Source organism: Pseudomonas bohemica (assembly GCF_002934685.1).
GTDB classification, from domain to species: domain Bacteria; phylum Pseudomonadota; class Gammaproteobacteria; order Pseudomonadales; family Pseudomonadaceae; genus Aquipseudomonas; species Aquipseudomonas bohemica.
In genome coordinates, this window is the sequence record NZ_NKHL01000121.1 from 324,045 (window position 1) to 350,127 (window position 26,083).

Sequence of the window (26,083 nt, forward strand, 5' to 3'; positions counted from 1 at the left end):
TATGTGCATCAGCTATTAAAAGGCCACTTTCCTGCTTTGCGCCCGATATTTCTTACCAAATGCACGTACGCATCGCTCTAGTCCGCGGATCGCTTACCAAGACGTGTGACAGCCCAACAGCCCCCATGAGCTGCGTTTGGAAACCGGCTCCCCCCGCTTCTGGCAATAGGCTCATGTGCTGCTGCGCCTGGAACCCCATCGTTGAGCGCGGGATTCCCTTTCTGCCCAGGGTGTTGGTGTTGTACCGTGGCAGCCGGCCGCACGCCGCGATCAACATCGCGCTGCTTATAGATCACTACCTGATGTTGAATCAATGACCCGAACCCAAAAAACCGTTTTCATTCTCGTGGCTATCGTCGCGCTGGTGCTGGGCCTGACCGTCAACCGCGTACTCTCCGGCAAGGGCCAGGGCGACCAGACCGCGTTGATCGACGCCGGGGTGATCCTGCTCCCTCAGAGCCGCGAAGTGCCAAGCCTGAAACTGACGGATCAGGACGGCCAACCGGTGTCGCTGGACGCATTCAAGGACAAGTGGACGCTGCTGTTTTTTGGCTACACCTTCTGCCCGGACATCTGCCCGACCACCCTCGCTCAGTTGCGCCAGATCAAGAGTGAGCTGCCTAAAGATGCCGTGGACAAGCTTCGTGTGGTGCTGGTCAGCGTCGACCCGAACAGGGATACGCCGCAGCAATTGAAAACGTATCTGGGCTACTTCGACAAACAGTTCGTGGGCCTGACCGCGCCGGTGGAGACCATTCAGAAACTGGCCAATGCGTTGAGTATCCCGTTCATTCCCGCCGATACCAGCAAGCCGAACTACACCGTCGACCATAGCGGCAACCTCGCCCTTCTCGGCCCCGACGGCAGACAACGCGGCTTCATCCGCGCGCCGTTGAACAACCAGAAGCTGGTGGCGCAATTGCCGGCGTTGGTGGAGAGAAAGTGAGAACGGCGCAGCCTTAGCGCCTGGCCTGGATCATTTGTAGGAGCGCGCTTGCCCGCGAGAGCGTTTGTCCGGACACCATTGCGGTGCCTGAACTGATGCACTCGTGGGCAAGCGTGCTCCTACAATAATTCGGCCTGTGCGAGCCGTGTGATCAGAACGCCGGAACCACAGCACCTTTGTACTTGGTCTCGATGAACTGCTTGGTTTCCGGGCTGTGCAGCGCGGCGACCAGCTTCTGGATGGCTGGCGAATCCTTGTTGTCTTCGCGGGTGACCAGGATATTCGCGTAAGGCGATTCCTGACCTTCGATGATCAGCGCATCCTTGGTCGGATCGAGCTTGGCAGTCAGCGCGTAGTTGGTGTTGATCAGCGCCAGGTCCACCTGGGTCAGCACACGCGGCAGGGTCGCCGCTTCCAGCTCGCGGAATTTCAGATTTTTCGGGTTCTGCTGCACATCGCTCGGTTTAGCGGTGATGCTGGTCGGGTCTTTCAATGTGATCAAACCGGCCTTGACCAGCAGCAGGAACGCGCGACCTTCGTTTGTCGCATCGTTCGGCAGCGCCACCGTCGCCCCGTCAGGCAGATCCGCGAGGTTCTTGAGCTTGTCCGAATACGCGCCGAAAGGCTCGACGTGAACCTTCGCCACGCTCACTAAATGCGTGCCCTTGCCCTTGTTGAATTCATCCAGATACGGCTGGTGCTGAAAGAAGTTGGCGTCCATGCGCTTCTGATCGACCTGCACGTTCGGCTGGATGTAATCGTTGAAGACCTTCACGTTCAGCGTTACGCCTTCCTTGGCCAGTGTCGGCTTCACGAACTCGAGGATCTCGGCGTGCGGCACCGCGGTGGCAGCGACGTTCAGGGTTTCATCGGCGTGGGCGGACAGCGCGGCCACCGCAGCGAATATGGCCAATAGCTTCTTCATAAACATTTACTCCTTGTAGCGCTTGCCAGTTGGCGCGCGCTGGCCGGCCAGTGACCGGCGAATTCAGTTAACGATGTGAAAAGTGCGCGACCAGCCTGTCACCCACTGTTTGCAGGATCTGCACCAGCACCAGCAGCAATACGACCGTCACGAACATCACATCGTTCTGGAAGCGCTGATACCCGTAACGAATCGCCAGGTCACCCAAGCCGCCCGCGCCCACGGCACCGGCCATGGCCGTGAACGACACCAGCGCGATTGCGGTGACGGTGATCGCCGCCAGAATGCCCGGTCGTGCTTCAGGCAGCAGAGCCTTGACGATGATTTGTCGGGTGGAGGCTCCCATCGCCTGAGTCGCTTCGATGATCCCGCGATCCACCTCGCGCAGCGCGGTTTCAACCAGTCTCGCGAAAAACGGCGTGGCGCCCGCGATCAGTGGCGGCAGCGTGCCGAGAATACCCAGCGAGGTGCCGGTGATGATCTCGGTCAGCGGCATCATCACAATCAGCAGGATGATGAACGGCAGCGCCCGCAGCATGTTCACGATCAGGCCAATGGTCGCGTAGACCGGCTTGTTCTCGAGCAACTGACGCGGCGAGGTAAGGAACATCAACACGCCAAGCGGCAGACCCAGCAGCACGGTGAAGGCCAGGGAAATGCCAAGCATGATCAAGGTATCGCCAGTAGCGACCCAGATTTCATACCAGTCGACGTTGGAAAAGAGCGTGGCCAGAGTTTCCATCAGCGCAGGATCTCCATGTGAACGTCAGCCGCCGTGAAGCGTGCGAACGCGGCGTCCATATCGCCGCCGGTGATGGCCAGCGTCAGTTGCCCGTAGGGAGTGTCCTTGATGCGGTCGATACGACCGGCCAGGATGCTGTAGTCCACGCCCGTTTCCCGAGCGACGGTACCCAGCAATGGCGCGTAGGTCGCTTCTCCCTGGAACGTCAGACGCACGATGCGGCCCTGCACGTGGGCGAAGTCGCTGTTTATGTCGTTCTCGTCGACCTGCTCGTCTTCCTGCACGAAACGGCGAGTGGTCGGGTGCTTGGGATGAAGGAACACATCGGCGACAGCGCCTTGCTCGACGATCACGCCGGCGTCCATCACTGCCACCTGATCACAGACACGACGAATCACGTCCATTTCGTGAGTGATCAGCACGATGGTCAGCTTCAGCTCACGATTGATCTCGGCCAGCAATTGCAGAACCGAGGCGGTGGTCTGCGGATCGAGTGCGCTGGTGGCCTCGTCGCACAGCAGGATCTTCGGCTTGGTCGCCAGAGCGCGGGCGATGCCGACGCGCTGCTTCTGGCCACCAGACAACTGCGCCGGGTATTTCCTGGCGTGGTCCGACAGACCAACCCGCGCCAGCAACTCGGCCACTCGCTGATCGATCTGTGCGCGGGACATATCCCCGGCCAGGGTCAGCGGCATGGCGACGTTATCGGCCACAGTCTTGGAAGCCAGCAGATTGAAGTGCTGGAAGATCATCCCGACCTGACGGCGAAAGGCGCGCAGGCCATCGGCGTCCAGTGCGGTGACATCGACGTCATCGACCAGGATCTTGCCGCCGCTTGGGGCTTCCAGGCGGTTGATCAGGCGCAGCATGGTGCTTTTACCAGCACCGGAATGGCCGATCAGACCAAACACCTGGCCGTTTTCGACCCGCAGGCTGGTGGGGTGCAGAGCGGGAATTTCCCTGTCGGCAACCCGATAGGTTTTATGGACGTTTTGAAACTCGATCACGTAGCGAACCTTGTGGGGGCGCGGTAGAAGTTCAGCGTGAAAAACCTCAACGCTGCTGGGCGATCAGTGAGCAGAGCCGCTTATCGCCTCGGCTGGATAAACCGGGCGCGCATTTTAGCCTGTCGGATCGGCGTTGGGCCCGCAATTCTTAGCATTTATTTAGCGGGCTATCTGCCGAACGGTCATAACGCGCAAAGGAGCAACGTTAGACCAAAGGTTTGAAAAAATACGGAACGGCTATTTTTATCTTCAGTCACTACATAAGCGCCGAAATTTTCCCTGTTTGTTGTCGGGGAAATCCCTGCTTAACGAGCTCATACCGATTTTTCCCCGCGAAGAACGAGAAAAGAGCCGCCTGAACCGAGGAGTTTTTGTCCGATGGCTACGAAGAAACCTACTGCGCCTGTGAGCGCGACACCCAAGAGCGAACTGGCAGGCACCGACACGCTCGATCGTGGCAACACCAACGAGAAGCTCGACAGCCTTGAGCAATTTCGCTCCGACGCGACCGGCCAGGCCCTGCGCACCAACCAGGGCGTGAAAGTCTCCGATAACCAGAACACCCTGAAAGTCGGTAGCCGCGGACCCTCGCTGCTCGAAGACTTCATCATGCGTGAAAAGATCACGCACTTTGACCATGAGCGTATCCCGGAGCGTATCGTGCACGCTCGCGGTACGGGTGCTCACGGTTACTTCCAGAGCTATGAGAATCACTCGGCGCTGAGCAAGGCTGAATTTCTGCGCGATCCGGGCAAGAAAACCCCGGTATTCGCACGCTTTTCCACCGTTCAGGGGCCGCGCGGCTCGGGCGATACGGTGCGAGACGTGCGCGGCTTTTCTGTGAAGTTCTATACAGGCGAAGGTAACTACGATCTGGTCGGCAACAACATGCCGGTGTTTTTCATTCAGGATGCGATCAAGTTTCCTGACTTCGTGCACGCCGTAAAACCGGAGCCGCATAACGAGATTCCTACAGGTGGTTCGGCGCATGACACCTTCTGGGACTTCGTTTCGCTGGTACCGGAGTCTGCGCATATGGTGCTATGGACCATGTCCGATCGCGCGATTCCGAAAAGCCTGCGCACCATGCAGGGCTTCGGGATTCACACGTTTCGCATGATCAATACCGAGGGCAAATCGACCTTCGTTAAATTCCACTGGAAACCCAAGTACGGCACTTGTTCGCTGCTGTGGGACGAGGCACAGAAGCTGGCCGGTAAGGACACCGATTACCATCGCCGCGATCTGTGGGAGTCTATTGAGTCGGGTGATTATCCGGAGTGGGAACTGGGCGTGCAGATCGTCGCGGAAGAGGACGAGCACAAGTTCGATTTCGACCTGCTTGACCCGACCAAAATCATCCCCGAAGAGATGGTCCCGGTCACGCCGCTGGGCAAGATGGTGCTCAACCGCAACCCGGACAACTATTTCGCCGAAACCGAACAGGTCGCGTTTTGCCCCGGTCACGTGGTGCCAGGTATCGACTTCTCCAACGACCCGCTGCTGCAGGGGCGTCTGTTTTCCTACACCGATACGCAGATCAGTCGACTGGGCGGGCCGAACTTTCACGAGATCCCGATCAACCGTCCGGTATCGCCGAACCACAGCAGCCAGCGTGACGCGCAACATCGTATTACGATCGACAAAGGCCGCGCCTCATACGAGCCTAATTCCATCGACGGCGGCTGGCCGAAAGAGACCCCTGCGGGTCCTGAAGACGGTGGCTTCGAGACCTATCAGGAGCGCGTCGAGGCTCATAAAGTGCGCGAGCGCAGCCCTTCGTTTGCCGACCACTTCTCCCATGCCACGCTGTTTTTCAACAGCATGAGCGAGCACGAGAAGGAGCACATTATCGCGGCGTATAGCTTCGAGTTGGGCAAGGTGGAACGTGAGCACATTCGTGCGCGTCAGGTGAATGAGATTCTGGCCAACATCGACCTCACCCTGGCCAGCCGCGTTGCTGCGAACCTTGGGCTGCCTGCGCCGAAAGGCCCTACCGTCAAGGCGCAGAAGACTGGTAAGCCAACCGTCGACAAGTCGCCGTTGCTGAGCCAGGTGAATCTGCTGTCGGGTGATATCGCTTCTCGCAAGGTAGCGATTCTTGTGGCCGATGGCGTCGACGACAAAGCCGTGGCGGCCATGAAGGCTGCGCTGGAGGCCGAAGCGGCTCACGCCAAGGTGCTTGGTCCGACCTCCGCTCCGGTGAAAACCGCTGGCGGGAAGACGTTGGCAGTGGATGCGTCAATCGAAGGCCTGCCTTCAATTGTCTTCGATGCGGTGTTCATCCCAGGTGGCGCGGCGTCGGTCAAGGCGCTGAGCGGCAACGGTGTTGCGCTGCACTATGTGCTTGAGGCCTACAAACACCTCAAGGCCATTTCCTACGCAGGCGATGCGAAGGAACTGATCGATTTGCTGCGTCTGGAAACCGATGCCGGCTTGCTCGCGGTCTCGGACAGCAAGTCGTTCGCGGCCTTCTTCGATGCGATCAAACAGCATCGCGTGTGGGCGCGTGAGCCGAAGGCCAAGGCTATTCCGGCTTAAGAACGGTCTGATCGGCGCGGATTGCGCGTCGGTCAGTTTCAGTTTGTAGGAGCGCACTCGCCTGCGATGGCGTCCATCCAGGCGTTGCGATGTGGCTGGCACGCCGTTATCACGGGCAAGCGTGCTCCGACAAAATACCGTATTGGTCCAATAAAAAAGGCGCTGTCCGCGAGGGCAACGCCTTTTTTATGATCAAAAATCGATCAGAGCTTTGCGGGTTTCAGAATGATCTGGGCGGGCTCGCTCTTCTCGATCTCACGCTGGATCTGCAATTCGAAATCCGGATTGATCTTCGTCACACGCTTAGTCAGCAGCGTTGCCAGCCAGGGGTAGTCGTCGGTACGGGGCACCTGAACGGTCACGTCGCAGTTGAACGCCGTCACGTCCGCCGCGATGTCGTTCAATTGACGACGCAATTGCTTCGAATCGGTGATCTTCAGCGCGATGGTCGTGCTCTCGACACTCGGGTCGATGATCCTGGCGGTGCGTTTGGCCTCGGCAGCACGCAGGTCGGCTTCGGCCTTGTCGAGTTCAGCCTTGCGCGCATTGGCGATCGCGCCATTGACGCCGCTGGTCAGCGCCGGCGCTTTTGGCATCAGCGCACGAGCCCGGCTTAGCGCGGTAGCTGCTGCATTGACGTCGCCTTTTTGCAACACGATTTGACTGCGGCTCAGGTAGGCCTCGGCCAGTTGACGCTGGTACTGCTCCAGACGCGGATCGTCGGCGTTCTTGCTCTGAAGAGCGGCGAGCTGATCTTCGGCGGTGGCCAATTCGCTGCTGGCGATATTCTGTTCCAGCTGCTGGTAAGCGTCGGGTGCCGCGGCTGGGGCGGGCTGTTCGACGGGCTTGCTTTGGCAAGCGCCCAACAGGATGGAAAATGCAGCAAGCAGCAGATAACGGGATGCGAACGGCTTCATTCCTGCGATTCTCTATTTGCGCAAAAAACGAGCAAGTCTACACATAAGTGGCTTGCTCCGAAAATAACTGATCACCATCGGGGCACTGGTTCGAATCATTGCACATTGCCGCCATTCAATGATTGCCGAGTATGACTCTGGTTCCCACCCAAGGTTCTACCGCTTGGGCAAAAGGAAGCTGAGTAGGAACAGCCCAGCGGCGCAGACCACAATCGACGGGCCCGCCGGCGTGTCCTTGTACCACGACAAGGCCAGTCCGCCGCAGACCGCGAGGATGCCGATCACGCTGGCCCCGAACGCCATTTGCTCCGGCGAGCGGGCGTGACGCTGTGCCGCAGCGGCGGGAATGATCAGCAGGGAGGTGATCAGCAACACGCCGACGATTTTCATCGCCACGGCAATCACCACGGCGATCAACAGCATCAGCGTCATGCGCAGCGTCGCGACCGGCAAACCTTCAACGGTTGCCAGTTCTTCGTGCACGGTGATCGCCAGTAGCGGACGCCACAGCGCGCAGATGAACACAAGCACCCCCGCGCTACCACCGAGAATCCACGCCAGATCGGTGGGGCTAATGGCCAGCAGATCGCCGAACAGATAACCCATCAGGTCGATGCGCACTTCGCGCATGAAGCTCAGCACCACCAACCCGAGAGACAGCGTGCTTGGCGCGAGAATCCCCAGCAGCGTGTCCGAGGCCAGCGGCTGGCGTTGTTGCAGGGTCACGAGAAGAATCGCCAGCAGCAGGCAGCCGACGGTCACTGCGATAGCGGGGCTGATGTCCAGCAAGAAGCCCAGCGCCACGCCGAGCAGTGCGGCATGGGACAGGGTGTCACCGAAATAGGCCATCCGCCGCCAGACCACGAATGAACCCAGAGGACCGGCCACTACTGCCAGAGCGAGGCCTGCGAGCAAGGCATAGAGTAGAAAATCAGCCATGCTTGCAGCTGTCCCCGTGGTCATGATTGTGAGTATGAGGTTGGTCGTGGGCAGGCGCTGCGGGTTGGCAGACCGCGCCGTGCAGGTCGTGGGCATGGTCGTGATGGTGGTGATAGATCGCCAGGCTCGGAGCGTTCCGGCCGAACAACTCGACGAACGCCGGATCGTTGCCGACCTGCTCGGGATGACCGGAGCAGCAGACGTGGCGATTCAGGCAGACCACCTGATCGGTGGTGCTCATCACCAGATGCAGGTCATGGGACACCATCAAGACGCCACATTGGTAGCGGTTGCGAAGTTGGGTAATCAGCGCATACAGCTCGGCCTGTCCGGCCACATCGACGCCCTGCACAGGCTCGTCGAGCACCAGTAACTCAGGCTTGCGCAGCAGCGCGCGGGCCAGCAAGACCCGCTGCATCTCGCCCCCGGAAATGCCCTGTAACGGACTGTCGATGACTTTTCCGGCGCCGACCTCCCCCAACGCAGCCAGTGCGGTGTTGCGGTTGACACCCGGCACCAGACGCAGGAAGCGCAGTACGGACAGCGGCAGCGTGGGATCGACTTGCAATTTTTGCGGCATGTAACCGACGCGCAGCTTCGGTTTGCGCCAGACATCCCCGGAGTCGGGTCTGAGCAGCCCCAACACAGCGCGCACCAGCGTGGTCTTGCCCGCGCCGTTAGGGCCGATCAGGGTGACGATTTCGCCAGAAGTGACATTCAGCTGAATATTTTCCAGCACGCTCTGGCCGGCACGAGTGACGTTGACGTCCTTCAGGCGGATCAGTGCGTCGCTCATCAGGCGGCCTTGCAGCCGGCACACACCCCGACGACTTCGACGGTCTGTGTCTCCACCGCGAAGCCGACCTCGTTGGCTGCGCTGACAATGGAGGCGCTGATCGCTGCGTGCTGCAGCTCGATGGCGGCATGGCACTCACGGCAGATCAGGAATTGGCCCTGATGCGCGTGCGTCGGGTGATTGCAGCCTGCAAATGCGTTGAGCGAGGCGATGCGGTGCACCAGACCGTTTTCCAGCAGGAAATCCAGCGCGCGGTACACGGTTGGTGGCGCAGCGCGGCGGCCGTCCTCTTCGCTCAGGACAGCCAGGATGTCGTACGCGCCCAGCGGCTTGTGACTCTGCCAGACCAACTCCAGCACACGACGACGCAGAGCGGTCAGACGCAGGCCTTTACCGGCGCACAATGCATCGGCTTCAGCGAGTGCGCTGTGCACGCAATGGGAGTGATCGTGGGGGCGACTGGCCAGTGGTGTTTTAGACATGGGCGGCGACGGCTTTTGTGAGAGACGTTATTATGTTACCCGTTCCTGCCCCCATGAGTGGTCATCGTGTCCCGACTTTTTTTACTTTTTGTCGTTTTTATCACCGGATTCTCCGCAATTTCCCCCGCCCAGGCCGACGTTCGTGTACTGACCAGCATCAAGCCCCTGCAACTGATCGCCGCGGCTGTGCAGGACGGCGTGGCGGTGCCGGAAGTGTTGCTGCCGCCGGGCGCTTCGCCGCATAACTATGCACTGCGCCCATCCGACGTACGGCGTGTGCAGGAGGTCGATCTGCTCTACTGGATCGGCCCGGACATGGAAACGTTCCTGCCCCGAGTGCTGACTGGCCGGAGCAAAGCCTCAGTGTCTGTTCAGTCGCTGCCAGGCATGCATTTGCGTCATTTCACCGCCAATGTCGATCACCACGACGATGGCGATGAAGATGAGCACGACCACGATCACCGCCCCGGCAGCGTCGATGCGCACCTGTGGCTGTCTTCGGTAAATGCGCGGGTGATCGCGGCGAAAATGGCGGCGGACTTGAGCCAGGCCGATCCTGTCAATGCTGCGCGCTACGAAAGTAACGTCAAAGCCTTCGACGCCCGGCTGGACACACTGGATGCACAGATTACACAACGCTTGGCAGGCATCTCGGACAAGAAATACTTCGTGTTCCATGAGGCCTTCGATTATTTCGAAGAAGATTATGGGCTCAAGCACGCCGGTGTGTTCGCGGTCAGCAGCGACGTCCAGCCCGGCGCGCAACACGTCGCCGCCATGCGCGCGCGGTTGGCGGAGTACGGCAAAACCTGTGTATTCAGCGAGCCGCCCTTACGCCCACGTCTGGCCGATACCTTAAGCGCCGGTTTACCGGTAAAACTGGCTGAGCTGGATGGTTTGGGCGGGTACACGCCGGCCACAGCGCAAGGCTATGAGCAGCTGTTGCGCAAGCTGGCGGATGATCTGGCGGGGTGTCTGGAGAGTTTGTGACCAACGATGATCTGTAGCAGTCCGGCTTGCCGGCGGCGGACTTGAAATCGCTACCGCCGGCAAGCCGGACGGCTACAGATCATCTGTGTGCGCTGAAGATTCAAGGCGTCGCACAAACCTGTGGGAGTGAGCTTGCTCACGAAGGCTGCATTCCAGACGCCACATGTGCTGTGAATGTACTGGCCTCTTCGATGAGCAAGCTCACTCCAACAGTTGTGGAAAATCTAGCGTCTACAACGCAAACGGCAGCGGAATGTGTGTTTCCTGACGCTGTTCCAGGCGTTTGCGGAATTCCGATGGGTCGTGGATGAGCACGTCCTGCCCGGCAAAGGTCTCGGCAGCGATCAGGCGCGACAGCCAGAACCTCACGCAGCCTACGCGCAGCATCGTCGACCACAGCTCAGCCTCTGTCGCCGTGAACGGGCGCAATCCCGCATAGGCACCCAGCAGCGCGCGAGCCCGCGGCGCGTCGATCTTGCCGTCTTCGAACGAACACCAGTCATTCACGGCAATCGCCACGTCATACAGCATCGGGCCGGAGCAGGCGTTGTAGAAATCGATCACGCCGGTCAGGTGCGTGCCCTCGAACAGTGTGTTGTCGCGAAACAGGTCGGCGTGCACGTTGGCGCGCGGCAAGGCCATGATCCGCGCCTTCTGCCGCTCGATTTCCTCCACCGAAGCCTTCAGCAACGCGCCTTCGGCCTCCGCCAGATGCGAGATGAAGTTGCTGCCTTCCTTCAGCATCCAGTCCAGCCCGCGGTCGGTCCGGCGCTCGATAGTTTTTTCGCGAGTCGCCAGGTGCATGTGCGCCATCAGTTCGCCGATCTGTGCGCAGTGTTGGGTATTCGGCTCGGTGGGATGCTTGCCCGACAGGCGCGGTTGCAGTAGCGCAGGTTTGCCCTTGAGCTCACGCAGCGCCTGGCCGTCAGTGGTGCGCAGCGCGTAAGGCACTGGCAGCTCGGCGTCGTGCAGCACGTCCAAGAGTTCGATGAAGAATGGCATCTCCTGCACAGGGCCGCGCTCGACCAGTGTCAGCACGAACTCGCCCTGTTCCATGCTGATGAAGAAGTTGGTGTTTTCACTTCCGGCTGCGATGCCCTGGAAATCACGCAGTTGGCCGAGCCCGTATGGGGCGAGGAAAGCTTCCAGCTCGGGCCGAGCCAGGGGAGTAAAAACGGACATATGAACACTGCCAGCAAAAGGTGAATGTAGGGCGTTACCAGCTGAATAATACCCATTGGGGAATCAGCATGTCCGGTTGATCCGAACGAATGAATTGACCGCTGGTGCCGTCAGCACGCACCAGATAGTACGGTTTGCCATGTTTGGGCGTGATTTTTACTGCGTAGACGAAACCGTTGGCCTTGTATTCCTGAATGAAATTGTCGCCATCCTTGCCGATCGTGACGTCAGGTTCGGGCGAAGGCGCATCGTCCTCTGCCGCCAACGCCATCAGCGGGCAAGCAGCCAACACGCTGACCAGTAACAGGCGATTTGGCGTGCGCATGATAACCTTGTTCCTTTGTCGTCAACGGTCCTCGCATTCTAGCGCCGACCCCGCCGAAAAGGTTGATCCCTCACATGAGTCAAGCGCCTCTCGTCCTGGTGGACGGTTCTTCTTATCTATACCGCGCCTTCCACGCGCTGCCGCCGCTCACCACGTCCAAGGGCCTGCCAACAGGTGCGGTCAAAGGCGTGCTGAACATGCTCAAGAGCCTGCACAAGCAGTATCCTGACAGCCCGTTCGCGGTGGTCTTCGACGCCAAGGGCGGCACGTTTCGCGACGAGATGTTCGCCGAGTACAAGGCCAACCGCCCGAGCATGCCCGATGACATGCGCGTACAGATCGACTTCCTGCACAAGTGCGTACGAGGTCTGGGCTATCCGCTGCTGTGCGTTGAAGGTGTCGAAGCCGATGATGTGATCGGCACCCTGGCGCGCAGCAGTGCCGCCGTTGATCGTCCGGTAATCATTTCCACGGGCGACAAGGACATGGCGCAGCTGGTCGACGGGCACATTACCTTGGTCAACACCATGACCGGTAGCGTGCTGGATGTGGCTGGTGTGAAGGAGAAATTCGGCGTCGGTCCTGAGCACATCATCGATTATCTGGCCCTGATGGGCGACAAGGTCGACAATATTCCCGGGGTTCCCGGCGTGGGCGAAAAAACTGCCGCTGGTTTGCTGTTGGGCATCAATGGCGGCTTGAAGGAGCTTTACGACAACCTCGACAAGGTACCGAGCCTGGCGATTCGCGGCGCCAAGTCGCTGCCCGCCAAGCTGGAAGAGCACAAGGACATGGCGTTCCTGTCCTACCAGTTGGCGACCATCAAAGTAGATGTCCCGCTGGACATCGAACTGGACGCCCTGCACTGCGGCGAGCCGGATCGCGAGGCTTTGCTGGCGCTCTACACCGAGCTTGAATTCAAAAGCTGGATCAACGATCTGCAGCGTGAGGCCAAGCAGGAAGGGAGCGAGATCGCGCCCCTCGAAGAGCCAGCTCCGATCATCGAGGCCAAGTACGAACTGATTCTGGAACAGACGCAGTTCGACGACTGGCTGAAAAAACTCCAGGCCGCCACGCTGTTCGCATTCGTGGTGCAGAGCAACGGCACCGATGCCCAGCGCGCGCAGATCGTCGGGCTGTCGTTCGCCATCAAGACCCACGAAGCCTGTTACATCCCGCTGACCCACTCCTACATGGGCGTGCCACAGCAACTGGATCGCGACGCGGTGCTCAAGGCGGTCAAGCCAATGCTGGAGGATGCGAGCAAGATCAAGGTGGGTCAGCACGCCAAGTTCGCTATCAACTTGTTGGCCAACTGCGCCATTGATGGCGATCAGGAGCAGGGAATCGCTGTGCAGGGCGTCAAGTTCGACACCATGCTCGAATCCTATGTGCTCGACTCGACCGCGACCCGCCATGACCGAGACAGCCTGGTTGCGAAGTATCTGGATCACACGCCGGTCAACTTCCAGGATATCGCTGGCAAAGGCGCCAAGCAGCTGAGCTTCGACCAGATCGCGCTGGAACAGGCCGGGATCTATGCCGCCGAGGAAGTCGACCTGACGCTGCGCCTGCATGAAACCTTGCAGGCCAAACTGGCCACGACCCCAAGCCTGCAGCCTGTGCTGAGCGACATCGAAATGCCGTTGATGCCGGTCTTGGCACGCATCGAGCGTCAGGGCGCGTTCGTAGACGCCAAATTGCTGGGCATTCAGAGCGTCGAGCTGGGCAACAAGATGACCGAGCTTGAGCGCGAGGCGTTCGCCATTGCCGGGGAAGAGTTCAACCTCGGTTCACCCAAGCAGCTGGGCGTGATCCTCTACGAAAAACTGGGCATGCCGATCATCAGCAAGACCGCCACCGGCCAGCCTTCTACGGCCGAAGCGGTGTTAGCGGAACTTGCCGAGCAGGACTTTCCGCTGCCCAAAGTGCTGATGCAGTACCGCTCGATGAGCAAGCTGAAAAGTACCTACACCGATCGCCTTCCCGAGCAGATCAACCCGCGCACCGGGCGGATTCACACGTCCTATCATCAGGCCGTGGCTGTGACCGGACGCCTCTCGTCCAGCGATCCGAACCTGCAGAACATTCCGATTCGCACCGCTGAAGGTCGCCGGATTCGCCAGGCCTTTGTTGCGCCGAAGGGCTACAAGCTGCTGGCGGCGGACTACTCGCAGATCGAACTGCGGATCATGGCGCATCTGGCCAAGGACGAAGGCTTGCTGCACGCTTTCCGCAACGATCTGGACGTGCACCGCGCGACGGCGGGTGAGGTATTCGGCGTGGAGCTGGCGGGGGTTACCAATGACATGCGTCGCAGCGCCAAGGCCATCAACTTCGGCCTGATCTACGGCATGAGCGCATTCGGGCTGGCCAAGCAGATCGGTGTCGATCGCAAGCAGTCCCAGGCCTATGTCGATCGCTATTTCGCCCGTTATCCCGGTGTGCTCGATTATATGGAGCGCACTCGCACTCAAGCCGCCGAGCAGGGTTACGTCGAGACCATCTTTGGTCGTCGCCTTTACCTGCCGGACATCAACGCCAAGAACCAGGCCCTGCGCAAAGGCGCCGAGCGCATGGCGATCAACGCGCCGATGCAAGGCACCGCCGCTGACATCATCAAGCGCGCCATGGTCGCCGTGAACGGCTGGCTGGAATCGTCAGGCCTGGACGCCCGCGTCATCCTTCAGGTGCACGACGAACTGGTGCTGGAAGTGCGTGACGATCTGGTCGAGCAGATCAGCCAGGACATCCGCGTGCATATGAGCAGCGCTGCGCAGCTGGACGTGCCGCTGCTGGTGGAAGTGGGTGTGGGGAATAACTGGGATGAGGCGCATTGATCAGTTTTTGATCAATCTGCAGCTGCGTCTGTAGGAGCGCGCTTGCCCGCGATAGCGGTGTATTAGAGACGCTGTGGTGTCTGTCACAGCGCTATCGCGGGGTCAGCACACTCCTACAGGCTGAGCCCGGAATCAAAACCAATCGGCGCGAGCGGCATTAAATTTCCCCGGTTTTTGAACTTCTGCGGCCAAAGCCCGGTCAGAGTTTGCGAATGGCTGACGTAGCCATTCATGCTCCTATGTTGTGTTAAGTGTTGGCAGATATCCGGATCCCTCCCTAGAGGTCTGGACTTAGACCCCGAACTTCCCCTCCCCATATGAAGTCCGGGGTTTTTTTTGCCTGCGATTCAGGCCGCGGGCGCCTTGTCCTCCAGTTCCATCCAGTCGGCGAGCACGGTGTACGCCTCTTCCAGGCCCATGCGCTTGGGCGCCGAGAACAACTGGATGGTCACGGTATCGCCCCAACCCTTGCGGATTTCCGACTGCACTTTGAGCAGCGTGTTCTTGGCTGCGCCGAAGGTCAGTTTGTCGGCTTTGGTCAGCAGAATGTGCATCGGCATGCCGCTGGCGATGGCCCAATCGAGCATCAGCAGGTCGAAGTCGGTCATCGGGTGGCGGATGTCCATCATCAGAATCAGACCTTTGAGACTCTCCCGACTGCCCAGGTAAGCCTCCAGGTGACGCTGCCAGTGCTGCTTGAGCGGAATCGGCACTTTCGCGTAGCCGTAGCCAGGCAAGTCGACCAGCCGACGATCGTCGTCCAGACTGAAGAAGTTCAGCAGTTGCGTGCGTCCAGGGGTTTTCGAGGTGCGCGCCAGGCTGGCGTGGGTCAGGGTGTTCAGCGCGCTGGATTTACCGGCGTTGGAGCGACCAGCGAAGGCCACTTCGAAACCTTCGTCATCCGGGCATTGGTCGACTTTGGCGGCGCTGAGCATGAACTTGGCTTGTTGGCACAAACCGAGGATCGGGTTCTTGAGTTGCATGGGATATCCGGTGAGGGCGTTGCGAAAGTGGTGCGGCAACGGGGTGTCGTTTTCCGTTCGATGGACGCAAGTATATATTGCCGCAGATTTCGTGTGTGCCTTGTCCCGCCCGCGGGTGACGTTCACAGAACGTCTGACTAACCTCAAAGCAACAGTAAACGTAATGGATCAGCCGATGAACAAGCTGTTGGTGAGTCTCTTTCTGCTCCTGGGAGTCGTTGCCCAGACGCGAGCCGCCGATGCAGTCGTGGGAGATCCCCTCGTCGGGCAGGCAAAAACCGCAGTCTGTGGTGCCTGTCATGGCCCGGATGGTAACAGCATGGCACCCAATTTCCCGAAACTGGCCGGACAGGGCCAACGCTATTTGCTCAAGCAACTGCATGAAATCAAGGACGGCAAGCGCGTAGTTCTGGAAATGACCGGCATGCTGACTCCCTTCAACGATCAGGATCTGGCCGACATCGCAGCCTGGTTCGCCAGCCAGAAAGGCAGTGTCGGCGCCGCCGATGCCAATCTGGTCGCAAAGGGCGAAGCGCTGTTTCGCGGCGGCAAGCTGGACCAAGGGATGCCCGCTTGTACCGGCTGCCATTCCCCCAACGGCGCAGGCAATGCAGCCGCAGGCTTTCCTCACTTGGGCGGCCAACACGCCGACTACGTAAAAAAACAACTCACGGCCTTCCGTGAAGGTGAGCGCACCAACGATGGCGACACCATGGTCATGCGCACCATTGCCTCCAAACTCAGCAACAAGGATATCGACGCATTGTCGGCCTACATACAGGGTCTGCATTAACGCGGGATTAAGGCTAAGGCATTGATTCAGAGTGACTCGGCGACTCGCTCAGGCGGGCCAAAAAGGGTAGCGAACGGCTGCCCTTTTTTGTGCGCGCAAGCGTTACACTTGCGAACTCGTATCACCCCGTCCGGTCCAACTGCGGCCGTCGAGGTGACTTTTCATGCCCAGGAGTTAAGCATGCGTAATCTGATTCTCAGCGCCGCTCTGGTGTTTACCAGCCTGTTCGGTCTGACCGCCCAAGCTGCAGAGCCAATCGAAGCCGGCAAGCAATATGTCGAGCTCAAGAGCGCCGTTCCGGTCGCCGAGCCAGGTAAGATCGAAGTCGTCGAAATGTTTTGGTACGGCTGTCCGCACTGCTATGCCTTCGAGCCGAACATCAATCCATGGATTGAAAAACTCCCGGCCGACGTTCATTTCATCCGTATTCCAGCAATGTTCGGCGGCCCATGGGATGCCCACGGCCAGTTGTTCATCACTCTCGACACCATGGGCGTGGAAAAGAAAGTCCATACCGCCGTGTTCGATGCCATCCAGAAAGGCGGCAAGCGTCTGACCGATCCGAACGACATGGCTGATTTCGTGGCCACAGAAGGCGTCGACAAGACCAAGTTCCTCGAAACCTTCAACTCGTTCGCTGTGAAGGGCAAGATCGCCCAGTACAAGGAGCTGGCCAAGAAGTATGAAGTCAGCGGCGTTCCGACCATGATCGTCAACGGCAAATACCGTTTCGACCTGGGCACCGCCGGCGGTCCTGAGCAGGCGCTGGATGTGGCCGATCAGTTGATCGCCAAAGAGCGCGCGACGCTGACTGCCAAGTAAGCGCCGATCATGACGCGCTGGGGTATTGAACGCACCGTTGCCCGGCATATCCCCAAGGTCAACGAGCGCCATCTGCAGGAAACCGGATTGCCAGCCGATGGTCGGCTCCGGTTACTCAGTTTCAACATTCAGGTGGGCATCAGCACCGAGCGTTACCGCCATTACCTGACCCGTGGCTGGCAGCATCTGCTGCCTCACAACGGTCGGTCCGGGAACCTGCAAAAGATCGGCAACCTGCTCAACGACTATGACCTGGTCGCGCTGCAGGAAGCCGATGGCGGCAGCCTGAGATCGGGCTATGTCAATCAGGTCGAACACCTCGCTCAGCTCGGGTCGTTTCCGTACTGGTATCAGCAACTCAATCGCAACCTCGGACGTTTTGCCCAGCACAGCAATGGCGTGTTGAGTCGCCTACGGCCTTGGGACATCGAAGATCACCCTTTGCCAGGCCCCTCCGGTCGCGGCGCGATTCTGGTCCGTTTTGGCGAAGGCGAAGACGCACTGGTCGTGGTGGTCATGCATCTGGCATTGGGTGCGCGTACACGAACCCGCCAGCTGGCCTACATCCGCGAGCTCATCGGCGGCTACAAACATCAGGTGCTGATGGGTGACATGAACACCCATGCAGCGGACCTGTTGGAAACCTCTCCCCTACGCGATCTGGGCCTTCTCGCGCCACAGATCGAAGCGACATTTCCCAGTTGGCGCCCGCAGCGTTGTCTGGACCATATCCTTTTGAGCCCCACCCTGACCCTTGAAAAAGTGCAGGTGCTGGCTCTGCCCATCTCCGATCATCTGCCGGTTGCGGTGGAGATTCGCTTGCCGGCCTCATTAATGGGTGACTCCCTGCCGATAACAAGCCCATCTCCCCGTGAGCCCTCGGAATGAGCGACGAAGCCCAACGCTGGAAAGAAAAGTACCTCAAGAGCATCGAGCAGCAAGACAAACTCGAAAAGCGCTGGAATGACCGCCTGGACTTATTGCGGCGCGGTCTGGTGCGCAGCAGTCTGGCGGCCGAGGGGGCGGACAGAGCGGTCGATCAGTGTATGAAGGAAATGCGCGAGATCGTGCGCAAGGACGATATGGACGCAGGTCTCGCAGCCTTGATCCCGCGCCTGGAAAAGGCCGTGCTGGATTCGGAGCAGCGACGCGAGCAGCGCGTCGAGCAAATGGGGACGGCGCTGACGGCGTTGGTGGCCCAACTGCAATCGCTGCCATTGCCTCGGGAAGTTGCCAAACCGCTCAAGCGCTTCGCCAAGAATCTCGAAGACCGTGTGAATCAGGCCCTTGAGTTGCCGCTGCTGCTAAGCGAACTGAGCGGCCTGCAGGGGCAGGCGCTGTCCCAGCTTGAGCACCCGGAAGAGGCTGCTCGTCCGGGGTTCCTGCAGCGTTTGTTTGGTAGCCGGGATGGCGCCGAGGAAGCTGGCAATCCTGCGGCTGCTAACCCCGAGATAGATTTTTCGAAGCCTGTCGCGCTCACCACGGCACTTGTGGATGAGGAGGATCAGCCGTCGCCGGCGCCCCAGGCTGCGCAATGGGCCAATGAGGCGCCGGCGGCTGAAACCACGATCAACGCCGAGAAGCCTGTCGTCCGCGCTGTCCCTGCGGCGCCTGTTGAAACGCCCGTTCCTGCGATCAGCGAAACGGCATCGGTAGCTGAACTTGTCACAGCGGCCTACACCCCCCCACCCGTTGCCGAAACCGAAGCCAGCGAGCCTCTGCCTGCCGCGCAGTCAAAACCGGTCGAGCGCGTGGAGCCCGCCGCGACGGAATCCCAAGCTGAGCCGGCGAAAGCCGTGGAGTCTTCAGACGCTGCAGCCTTGGCCGAGGCCGAGCCAGCAGATACCCGCATCGAAGCAGTTCAGCTGGACGAGGAGCAGGCTATCGAGAACGCCGAAGCTGAAGCGGTAGAGAACCAAGCTGCGCAAGAGGCAACCGAAGGCGAGGCTTGCGTTGAAGACGCCGCCGAGGGCGAGGCCGATAGCGAAGAAGAGGGTCCGTACGCCCTGCCTTCTTCTCCTGAGCCAAGCTACAGCTCGGTCGCTGCGCACATTGAAGACACGCTGCTGGGACTGCTTAACGACCTGACCCTGCCAGAGCACCACCGCCCGCAAGCCGAAGCTATGCGCGCCCGACTGGAGCATGGGCTGAACTGGTACGAACTGCTGCCGATTCTCGAAGATTTGACCGTGCTCATGCTGGCAATCACTGACAGCGGCCAACATGAGTTCGAGCTGTACCTCAAGCAATTGAACGAGCGGCTGGAGTCCTTTCAGGCCAACCTGCAAGCCGCCAGCGACGATCACGCAGGCCAGCACACGGCGTCGCGAGTGCTGAACGATCAGCTACGCGAACATGTAGGCGATTTGCAGAGCAGCGTGCAGGATGCGGCCGATCTCGGCAGCCTGAAAATGGTGTTGGAGACCCGTCTGGAAGGTTTGCTCAGCACGATGGACGAACACCAGAAGCAGCGTGACGAACGCGAGCAGGAGGTTGCTTTACGGTTGCAATCCCTCGCCAGCCGTGTGGCGACGATGGAGCAGGAAGCGATAGGCGTCCGCGCGCACCTGGAAGAGCAACGGCAGAAAGCGTTGAGCGACACCCTCACCGGGCTGCCCAACCGTGCAGCCTGGAACGAGCGACTTGAGCACGAAGTCGAGCAGCTGCAAAAACGTCGCTCCAGCCTGTTGCTGGGGATTCTCGATCTGGACCATTTCAAGCGCATCAACGACGGCTATGGGCATCTGGCGGGCGACAAGGTATTGAAGATCGTCGCCTCGCAGCTGAAAAAACGCTTGCGGGGGTCGGACTTCATCGCGCGTTTCGGTGGCGAAGAGTTCGTTGTGCTGCTTCCGGATATGCAGATGGCTGACGGGCTCGTTCTGCTCGAACGCCTGCGCGAAACCGTCGAGCGGTGTCCGTTCCACTTCAAGGGCGAGCCAGTGACGATAACGGTGTCGATGGGCATCACCACGTTCAGACCCGGCGAGCGTAGCGATATGGTGCTCAAACGCGCGGATCAGGCCCTGTATCGCGCCAAAGACGCAGGTCGCAACCGCATCGAGCAGGGGTAAGGACAGCAGCGCAGTGTGACGCGGGCCGGTCGTAATTTTGGGCGTCGGGCTGGCATTACGTTACACTGTTGCATTACTTGCCTATGTGTTCTGCCTTTTATGAAGTCTTACTACGCGCTTTTCCTCGCCCTGCTGCTGACGGCCTGCTCCAGCGGGCCGAAGCTGGATACCAGCCATCCTTCCGTCAATTACGACAGTCGCGCGCAGTTCGTGGTGCTGCATTACACCTCCGCGTCGCTTGAGCGTTCGTTGGCATTGCTGACCCACGGCGAGGTGAGCGCGCATTATTTGATCGGTGATGGTCCGGCGACGACCTATAAGCTGGTGGACGAGAGCCAGCGCGCGTGGCATGCCGGGGACAGCGAATGGGACGGCCGTACGTGGCTAAACTCCAGCAGCATCGGCATCGAGATCGTCAATCCTGGTTACCGTGACACTCCCACCGGCCGCCTGTGGTACCCCTACAGTGAAGCGCAGATAGGGTCGCTGATCGTGCTGCTCAAAGACATCGTCAAGCGCAATAAAATCGAACCGCGTCATGTGATTGGTCACAGCGATATCGCGCCTCTGCGCAAACTGGATCCCGGCCCGCTGTTCCCGTGGAAGCGACTCGCGCAGGAGGGACTGGGGATCTGGCCGGATGAGCAGCAGGTCGCGCAGCAACAATCGCAGATGATGGGCGTTATACCGAGTGCTACTTGGTTCCAGCAGCGACTGGCGCTTCTGGGCTACCCGACGCCGCAAACCGGTGAGTGGGATATCGCCACGCGGCATGTTCTGGCGGCGTTCCAGATGCACTATCGCCCGCAAAAATTCGACGGCGAGCCGGATGTGCAAAGTGCAGCTATCCTTCAAGTACTTAACCTAAAGCACTAAATTATCCTTAGTCGCATTTTCTGACGGGCTATTTCCGCGCTTATTGCTATACCTCATTGGTATTCACCTGGATGTTGGCCCGATGTTCACCGCTTCACCTCAATTTCGCTCAGTGTTCTATCGCCCTTCGCTGCTGGCATTCCTGGCAGCGCTGTTAAGTGCTGTCGTGCTGCTGGCAGGCAGTTTCGGGTTGGCAATGCATCAGGCCCGGCAGGAAGAAAGCGCGCAGATGAATGCGCAGGGCGAGCGGTTCCTGGTGCGCCTGGAGCAGCTGTTCGATCAGTTGCGCGCGGGCCTGGACCAACTCGAAGCGCAGCCCTTGCGTGGCTGCAGCCCGGAGATGATCGAGCAGCTGCGGCAGGTCAACTCGCGCTACCGCTTCATTTATGAAGCCGCTTATGTCGATGACACTCAGTTCTGCTCCAGCTGGACCCGCCAACGCCAGAGCCAGATCGGCAAACCCCGGGCGCCGGACATTCGTGGGCCGACTTACGATTACTGGCTCAACACCTCGACTCAACCCGACGACAACCTCGCTTCGCTGATGCTCGGGCGCGGTGATTTTCGGGTTTCCACATCCCGGGGACATCTGACCGATGTGGTCGACCTGCCAGCGGGGGGGAGCCTGGTGGTGGTGTTGGATCAGGGCAAAAAAGCCGTACCGGTCCTGGGCCCCGCGCAAACCTGGCCACCAACGCCCGACTGGACCCCGACTTCGGTCGAGACGCTGATCACCGCGCATGACAAGCTGATTTACCGGATGCCGACACAGAGCCCGGAATATCAACTGGTTCTGATTACGCCGCGCAGTGGTTTGCAACAGAAAATCACCGGCGCCTGGTGGTTGCTCGTCCCGGCCAGCGTTTTGGTGTCGCTGTGCATCGGGATTCTGGTGCTGCAACTGGTTCGTCAGCGTCAGTCGCTGGGTGGCGAATTGCACGGGGCATTGCGCCGGGGCGAATTGAAGGTGCTGTATCAGCCCATTTTCGACCTCAACACCCGCTTATGTGTGGGTGCCGAGGCTTTGGTGCGCTGGCGACGACCTGACGGCACGCTGACCAGCCCCGACCTGTTCATCCCCCTCGCTGAAAACACCGGCCAGATTCGTCAAATCACCGACTTCGTCCTGCAACAACTGCTCGAACAGCTTGGGCATGTGCTGCGCGCTAATCCACACCTGTATGTGTCGGTGAACCTGGCGGCCTGTGATGTGATGGCGCCGCGGATCGGCCGGGTGACCGCGAAACTGCTCGCCTTGCATCGCGTCGCGCCTCGGCAGATCGCCTTCGAAGTCACCGAGCGCGGACTGGTCGACGTGGCCGTTGCGCGCAATCACCTGCAAGCGTTGCGCGATCGGGGGCACCAGGTGCTGATTGACGATTTCGGAACGGGTTATTGCAGCCTGGCGTATCTGCAGACGCTGCCGGTGGATTGCCTGAAAATCGACAAGGCGTTCATCGATGCGCTGGGACATGACGCGGCCAGCAGCGGGGTGGCCCCACACATCATCCGCATGGCCCACGCCCTGCAGCTGCGAGTGATCGCCGAAGGCATCGAATTCGAGTCCCAGGCCTTACTGCTCAAGAGCGAGGGTGTGATCTACGGCCAGGGTTGGCTCTTCGCCCGACCGCTGACTGCGGCCAAATTCACCGAGCTGGTAACCGGCGGTCGACGCAGCGCGGGGCGCAGGGCGGATGATGTGGCGTGATTCAGGCTACAACGGCAGCGCCATGTAGAATTGCGTGCCCTGCCCCGGCCGGGAGTACACGCCCATGCGCCCGCCATGCAGCTGCACGATTTCCTTGCACAGGGCCAGCCCCAGACCCGCGCCACCTTTCTTGCGGCCAACCTGAACGAAGGGCTCGAAAATCCGTGCCTGCTGGCCGTAGGCGATGCCCTCGCCGTTGTCTTCGACGCTGATGATCAATCGCTCGCCATGCCGACGCGCTTGCAGGCGGATGAGCCCTGATTGCGGGGTATGGCGCAAGGCGTTGTCCAGCAGGTTATCCAGCACGCGATCCAGCTGAGCCTTGTCGGCTTGCAGGCGTGGCAGTGGTTCCTGCATTTCCAGCAGCACCACTACATCCTGTTCTTGCGCTGGGTCCGCAAAACGCTGACGTGCTTCAGTGAGCAACTCGCCGACATCACACGGCGCAAGCGTGAGCTTCTGCAGGCCGTTCTGATAGCGAGAGAAATTCAGCAGGTCGTTGATCAGCTGCATCAAGCGCTGCATTTCTTCGTTGACGGTCTTGAGCAGGTCGGTTTCCCGGGAATCGGGTGGAAAGTGCACACGCTCCTGCAACAGACCGAAGGCCATATGCATGCCCGTCACCGGCGTGCGCAGCTCGTGGGACGCGCGCAGGACGAACTCGCTGCGTACCCGTTCGAACGCCCGCTGCTCGGTGACGTCATGCAGCACCATCACGGCCCCGAGAATGTGGCCCTTGGTGTGGCTGACGGGCGTCAGGCTATAAGTCAGCAGACGGGTTTCGCCATCGATCTCGATGGACAGGTCCTCGGGTGCGCGCTCCAGCGTCCCGCCGCGTAGAACCAGATACAGCTGCTCATCCAGTTCCGGCCGATCCAATGCCTCGCCAAGCCCCTGCCCCAGACGCCCCTCTTCCCAGCCCAACTGCCGTTGCGCAACAGGGTTCAGGTGCTCCAGGCGTCCCTGGCGATCGATCATCAGCAGGCCGTCGTCGATGCTATCGAGCACCGCCTGCAGGCGCTGTTGCCCTGCCATCAGCTCATCGACGTTGGTCACTTGGTGCTGACGCAGGGCCTCGGCCATGATCCCGAAGCGGCGGGTCAGCTGATTCATTTCGGCAGCGGATGAAATCGGCAGCGTGACCTCGAAATTGCCTTGGCCGATGTTGTCAGCGGCCTTGGCCAGTGCCTCGATCGGCGCGCCGAAGCGACGGGCAATGCCGTGAGCGGTGACGAAGCCAATCGCCAACACCGCAAGCCCGACGAACCCCAGCAACGCCGCGACCCAAAGCGCGCGGCTGCGCGAGGCGCTTTCGGCCTGGCTGATGTTTTCCAGTGCCTGGCGATGCGAGTCGATCAGTCCGTTACGCAATGCATTGAAAGAACTGGTGACGGTCTTGTCATCGTTGAGCACATCGGCAGGATCGCCCGCCTCGTTGAGGGACTTGAGGAACTGCTCATAGTCCACGCGCGCCTTTTCGAAGCCGCTGTGGGTATTGGTTTGCTGGTCGTGATCGATGCCTTGATCGAGCAGATCCTGGAATTGCTCCTGTTTCCGCTTGAGCGCCGCCTCATCGTGCCTTCCCGTGAGCAGCATCACCATTTGATCGCCGAGGTTCTGGCGCATCTTGAGGCCGATATCGAGCGTGATGAAGTTGTGGCGAATCAGGTCCTCCTGGGACTTGGCCATTTGCATGACGCTGACCAGTCCCAGCAACAGGCCCAGCAACGCGACCGTCATCAGCGCCGAAATGCTGAGGAACAATCGGGTGCGCAACTTCATCGCGAGTTTCATGGGCGTCCTGTCACAGGTTGTACTGCTTGCGTTTGCGGTATAGCGTCGAGGCGTCGATGCCCAACGTACGTGCGGCCTGATCGAGGGTGTCGCTGGTGGCCAGCACGGCGCCGATGTGGGCTTTTTCCAGCTCGTCCAGACTCAGCGCCGCACCTACGCGCGGGGCGTTGTTGGTCGGCTGTTCCCCCATGCCCAAGTGGCTGACTTCGACCTTTTCCTGCGGACAGATAATGCTCGCCCGTTCGATCACGTTACGCAGCTCACGAATGTTGCCAGGCCAGCGGTAGTTGACCAGCGCGCTGCGCGCCTCCTCGCTGAAGCCGCGGGCAGGCCGGCCATATTCCTTGACGAAACGGGCCAGGAAGCGATCGGCCAGGGTCAGGATGTCTTCGCCGCGTTCGCGTAACGGCGGTAGATGCAGGGTGATGACGTTCAGGCGGTACAGCAAATCCTCACGGAAACGCCCCTCACGCACCATGTCTTCAAGATTCAGGTTGGTCGCCGCAAGGATGCGCACGTCGGCGCGACGCGTCACCGGGTCGCCGACACGCTCGTATTCCTTGTCCTGAATGAAGCGCAGCAGTTTGGGCTGCAACGTCAGTGGGAAATCGCCGATTTCATCGAGGAACAATGTACCGCCGTCGGCCTGATTGACTCGGCCAAGGGTGCTTTCACTGGCGCCGGTAAACGCGCCGCGGCTGTGACCGAACAGCTCGCTTTCCATTAACTCGGCAGTCAGCGACGGACAGTTGATTGTCACGCAGGCTTTCTTCGCCCGCTTGCTCCAGCCATGAATGGCTCGCGCCAGCTCGCCTTTACCGGTTCCCGACTCACCGAGGATCAGGATGTTGGCGTCGGTATTGGCCACCTGACGGGCTGTCTCCAGAATCGCCATCATCGACGGACTGTGGGAGTCCAGGCCGTCCTTGGGCTTGCGCACTTCGCCTTCCAGCGCTTCGAGACGCGCCGACAATTGGCGGACTTCCAGTTGTTTGGCGGTCGCCAGACGCAGTTGGTCGGGACTGCACGGCTTAACCAGATAATCAGCCGCACCCGCTTGAATGGCGTCTACGGCGGTGTCTACAGCCGAATGCGCGGTGACAATCACTACACGCATCCACGGCGCCTGAATACGCATCTGCGCCAATACGTCCAGACCGTTGTCTTCCCCAAGGCGCAGATCCAGAAAACATACGTCGAACACCTGACGTTGCAACAGCGCTTCAGCCTGGGCCGCACTGTTGGCGGTGGCGACGCTGTAGCCTTCGTCTTCCAGGCAATAGCGGAAGGTGCGAAGGATGGCGGACTCATCATCCACAAGCAGAATACGGCCCTGATTCTCAGTGGCTGCTTCCATTTTTCCTACGCTCCTAAATGAATGGTCTGATGTTAGTCCCGGAA

The 26,083-nt window shown here is 60.0% G+C and carries 20 protein-coding genes and 4 pseudogenes; 11 read left to right on the plus strand and 13 right to left on the minus strand.

The features are described from left to right. Positions 1-209: 209 nt before the first annotated feature. A pseudogene (locus tag CE491_RS31425) lies at positions 210-317 on the plus strand (heme o synthase); the annotation flags it as partial. Then, entirely contained in the window at positions 314-946 is a 633-nt protein-coding gene (locus CE491_RS29010) for an SCO family protein (RefSeq protein WP_110951747.1), read from the plus strand. The pseudogene CE491_RS31425 and the gene CE491_RS29010, both read left to right, overlap by 4 nt. Positions 947-1,097: 151 nt before the next feature. Here CE491_RS29010 and CE491_RS29015 read toward each other — a convergent pair whose 3' ends face one another. The 3 genes from CE491_RS29015 to CE491_RS29025 all read right to left on the minus strand — a co-directional run bounded on the left by CE491_RS29015 (position 1,098) and on the right by CE491_RS29025 (position 3,620). Further along, positions 1,098-1,871 carry a MetQ/NlpA family ABC transporter substrate-binding protein gene (locus tag CE491_RS29015; protein ID WP_110951748.1) on the minus strand — a complete coding sequence of 258 codons (774 nt, stop codon included), beginning with the start codon at positions 1,869-1,871 and terminating at the stop codon, positions 1,098-1,100. A 67-nt stretch (positions 1,872-1,938) separates the two neighbouring features. After that, the gene (locus CE491_RS29020; protein WP_110951749.1) at positions 1,939-2,613 is read right to left on the minus strand and encodes a methionine ABC transporter permease; all 675 of its coding nucleotides are present in this window, start codon (positions 2,611-2,613) and stop codon (positions 1,939-1,941) included. After that, a complete protein-coding gene (locus tag CE491_RS29025; RefSeq protein WP_110951750.1) occupies positions 2,613-3,620 on the minus strand; it encodes a methionine ABC transporter ATP-binding protein in 1,008 nt (335 codons plus the stop codon). The genes CE491_RS29020 and CE491_RS29025 overlap by 1 nt, the downstream gene beginning before the upstream one ends. Positions 3,621-3,983: 363 nt before the next feature. Between CE491_RS29025 and katE the strand changes: the two are divergent. Beyond that, positions 3,984-6,161 (plus strand): annotated as a pseudogene (katE, locus tag CE491_RS29030) (catalase HPII); the annotation flags it as partial. Between the two features lie 203 nt (positions 6,162-6,364). Here katE and CE491_RS29035 read toward each other — a convergent pair. The 4 genes from CE491_RS29035 to zur all read right to left on the minus strand — a co-directional run bounded on the left by CE491_RS29035 (position 6,365) and on the right by zur (position 9,295). Continuing rightward, positions 6,365-7,078, minus strand: coding sequence for a PA5502 family lipoprotein (locus tag CE491_RS29035; protein ID WP_110951752.1), 714 nt, complete (start codon positions 7,076-7,078; stop codon positions 6,365-6,367). Positions 7,079-7,234: 156 nt separating this feature from the next. Then, complete coding sequence (znuB, locus tag CE491_RS29040) at positions 7,235-8,017, minus strand: zinc ABC transporter permease subunit ZnuB (RefSeq protein WP_110951753.1); 783 nt, start codon at positions 8,015-8,017, stop codon at positions 7,235-7,237. After that, positions 8,010-8,813 carry a zinc ABC transporter ATP-binding protein ZnuC gene (znuC, locus tag CE491_RS29045; RefSeq protein ID WP_110951754.1) on the minus strand — a complete coding sequence of 268 codons (804 nt, stop codon included), beginning with the start codon at positions 8,811-8,813 and terminating at the stop codon, positions 8,010-8,012. Before znuC ends, znuB begins: the two co-directional genes overlap by 8 nt. Continuing rightward, positions 8,813-9,295 carry a zinc uptake transcriptional repressor Zur gene (zur, locus tag CE491_RS29050; protein WP_110951755.1) on the minus strand — a complete coding sequence of 161 codons (483 nt, stop codon included), beginning with the start codon at positions 9,293-9,295 and terminating at the stop codon, positions 8,813-8,815. Before zur ends, znuC begins: the two co-directional genes overlap by 1 nt. A gap of 66 nt (positions 9,296-9,361) precedes the next feature. Between zur and CE491_RS29055 the strand changes: the two genes are divergently transcribed. After that, positions 9,362-10,285: a zinc ABC transporter substrate-binding protein gene (locus CE491_RS29055; RefSeq protein ID WP_199885288.1), complete on the plus strand. Its 924-nt coding sequence runs from the start codon at positions 9,362-9,364 to the stop codon at positions 10,283-10,285. 231 nt (positions 10,286-10,516) lie between these two features. On the opposite strand, the gene CE491_RS29060 is transcribed toward CE491_RS29055, so the two are convergent. After that, a complete protein-coding gene (locus tag CE491_RS29060; RefSeq protein ID WP_110951757.1) occupies positions 10,517-11,467 on the minus strand; it encodes a homoserine kinase in 951 nt (316 codons plus the stop codon). A gap of 34 nt (positions 11,468-11,501) precedes the next feature. Next, positions 11,502-11,792, minus strand: coding sequence for a DUF2782 domain-containing protein (locus CE491_RS29065; protein WP_110951758.1), 291 nt, complete (start codon positions 11,790-11,792; stop codon positions 11,502-11,504). A 74-nt stretch (positions 11,793-11,866) separates the two neighbouring features. Here CE491_RS29065 and polA point away from each other — a divergent pair, with 74 nt between their 5' ends. Beyond that, complete coding sequence (gene polA, locus CE491_RS29070) at positions 11,867-14,632, plus strand: DNA polymerase I (RefSeq protein ID WP_110951759.1); 2,766 nt, start codon at positions 11,867-11,869, stop codon at positions 14,630-14,632. Between the two features lie 347 nt (positions 14,633-14,979). Here polA and yihA read toward each other — a convergent pair whose 3' ends face one another. Further along, entirely contained in the window at positions 14,980-15,615 is a 636-nt protein-coding gene (yihA, locus tag CE491_RS29075; protein WP_093466666.1) for a ribosome biogenesis GTP-binding protein YihA/YsxC, read from the minus strand. 175 nt (positions 15,616-15,790) lie between these two features. On the opposite strand from yihA, the gene CE491_RS29080 reads away from it, so the two are divergent. From CE491_RS29080 to CE491_RS29105, 6 genes are all read left to right on the plus strand, one after another. Then, on the plus strand, positions 15,791-16,408 hold the full coding sequence (locus CE491_RS29080; RefSeq protein ID WP_110951760.1) for a c-type cytochrome: 618 nt from the start codon (positions 15,791-15,793) through the stop codon (positions 16,406-16,408). A gap of 180 nt (positions 16,409-16,588) precedes the next feature. Then, complete coding sequence (locus CE491_RS29085; RefSeq protein ID WP_110951761.1) at positions 16,589-17,230, plus strand: thiol:disulfide interchange protein DsbA/DsbL; 642 nt, start codon at positions 16,589-16,591, stop codon at positions 17,228-17,230. A 6-nt stretch (positions 17,231-17,236) separates the two neighbouring features. Next, positions 17,237-18,118, plus strand: a complete 882-nt coding sequence (locus CE491_RS29090; RefSeq protein WP_407681382.1) for an endonuclease/exonuclease/phosphatase family protein — start codon at positions 17,237-17,239, stop codon at positions 18,116-18,118. Next, the gene (locus CE491_RS29095; RefSeq protein ID WP_110951763.1) at positions 18,115-20,304 is read left to right on the plus strand and encodes a GGDEF domain-containing protein; all 2,190 of its coding nucleotides are present in this window, start codon (positions 18,115-18,117) and stop codon (positions 20,302-20,304) included. Before CE491_RS29090 ends, CE491_RS29095 begins: the two co-directional genes overlap by 4 nt. 99 nt (positions 20,305-20,403) lie before the next feature. Further along, positions 20,404-21,180 (plus strand): N-acetylmuramoyl-L-alanine amidase, encoded by a 777-nt coding sequence (locus CE491_RS29100; protein ID WP_110951764.1) that lies wholly within the window; start codon positions 20,404-20,406, stop codon positions 21,178-21,180. 82 nt (positions 21,181-21,262) lie between these two features. Next, the gene (locus tag CE491_RS29105; protein ID WP_110951765.1) at positions 21,263-22,888 is read left to right on the plus strand and encodes an EAL domain-containing protein; all 1,626 of its coding nucleotides are present in this window, start codon (positions 21,263-21,265) and stop codon (positions 22,886-22,888) included. 6 nt (positions 22,889-22,894) lie between these two features. Here CE491_RS29105 and CE491_RS29110 read toward each other — a convergent pair. The 3 genes and pseudogenes from CE491_RS29110 to algB form a co-directional block, all read right to left on the minus strand. After that, positions 22,895-24,271: pseudogene (locus tag CE491_RS29110) on the minus strand (sensor histidine kinase); the annotation flags it as partial. After that, positions 24,263-24,682 (minus strand): annotated as a pseudogene (locus CE491_RS31430) (KinB sensor domain-containing domain); the annotation flags it as partial. The pseudogenes CE491_RS31430 and CE491_RS29110, both read right to left, overlap by 9 nt. 10 nt (positions 24,683-24,692) lie before the next feature. After that, positions 24,693-26,039 (minus strand): sigma-54-dependent response regulator transcription factor AlgB, encoded by a 1,347-nt coding sequence (gene algB / locus CE491_RS29115; protein ID WP_110951767.1) that lies wholly within the window; start codon positions 26,037-26,039, stop codon positions 24,693-24,695. Positions 26,040-26,083: the final 44 nt, after the last annotated feature.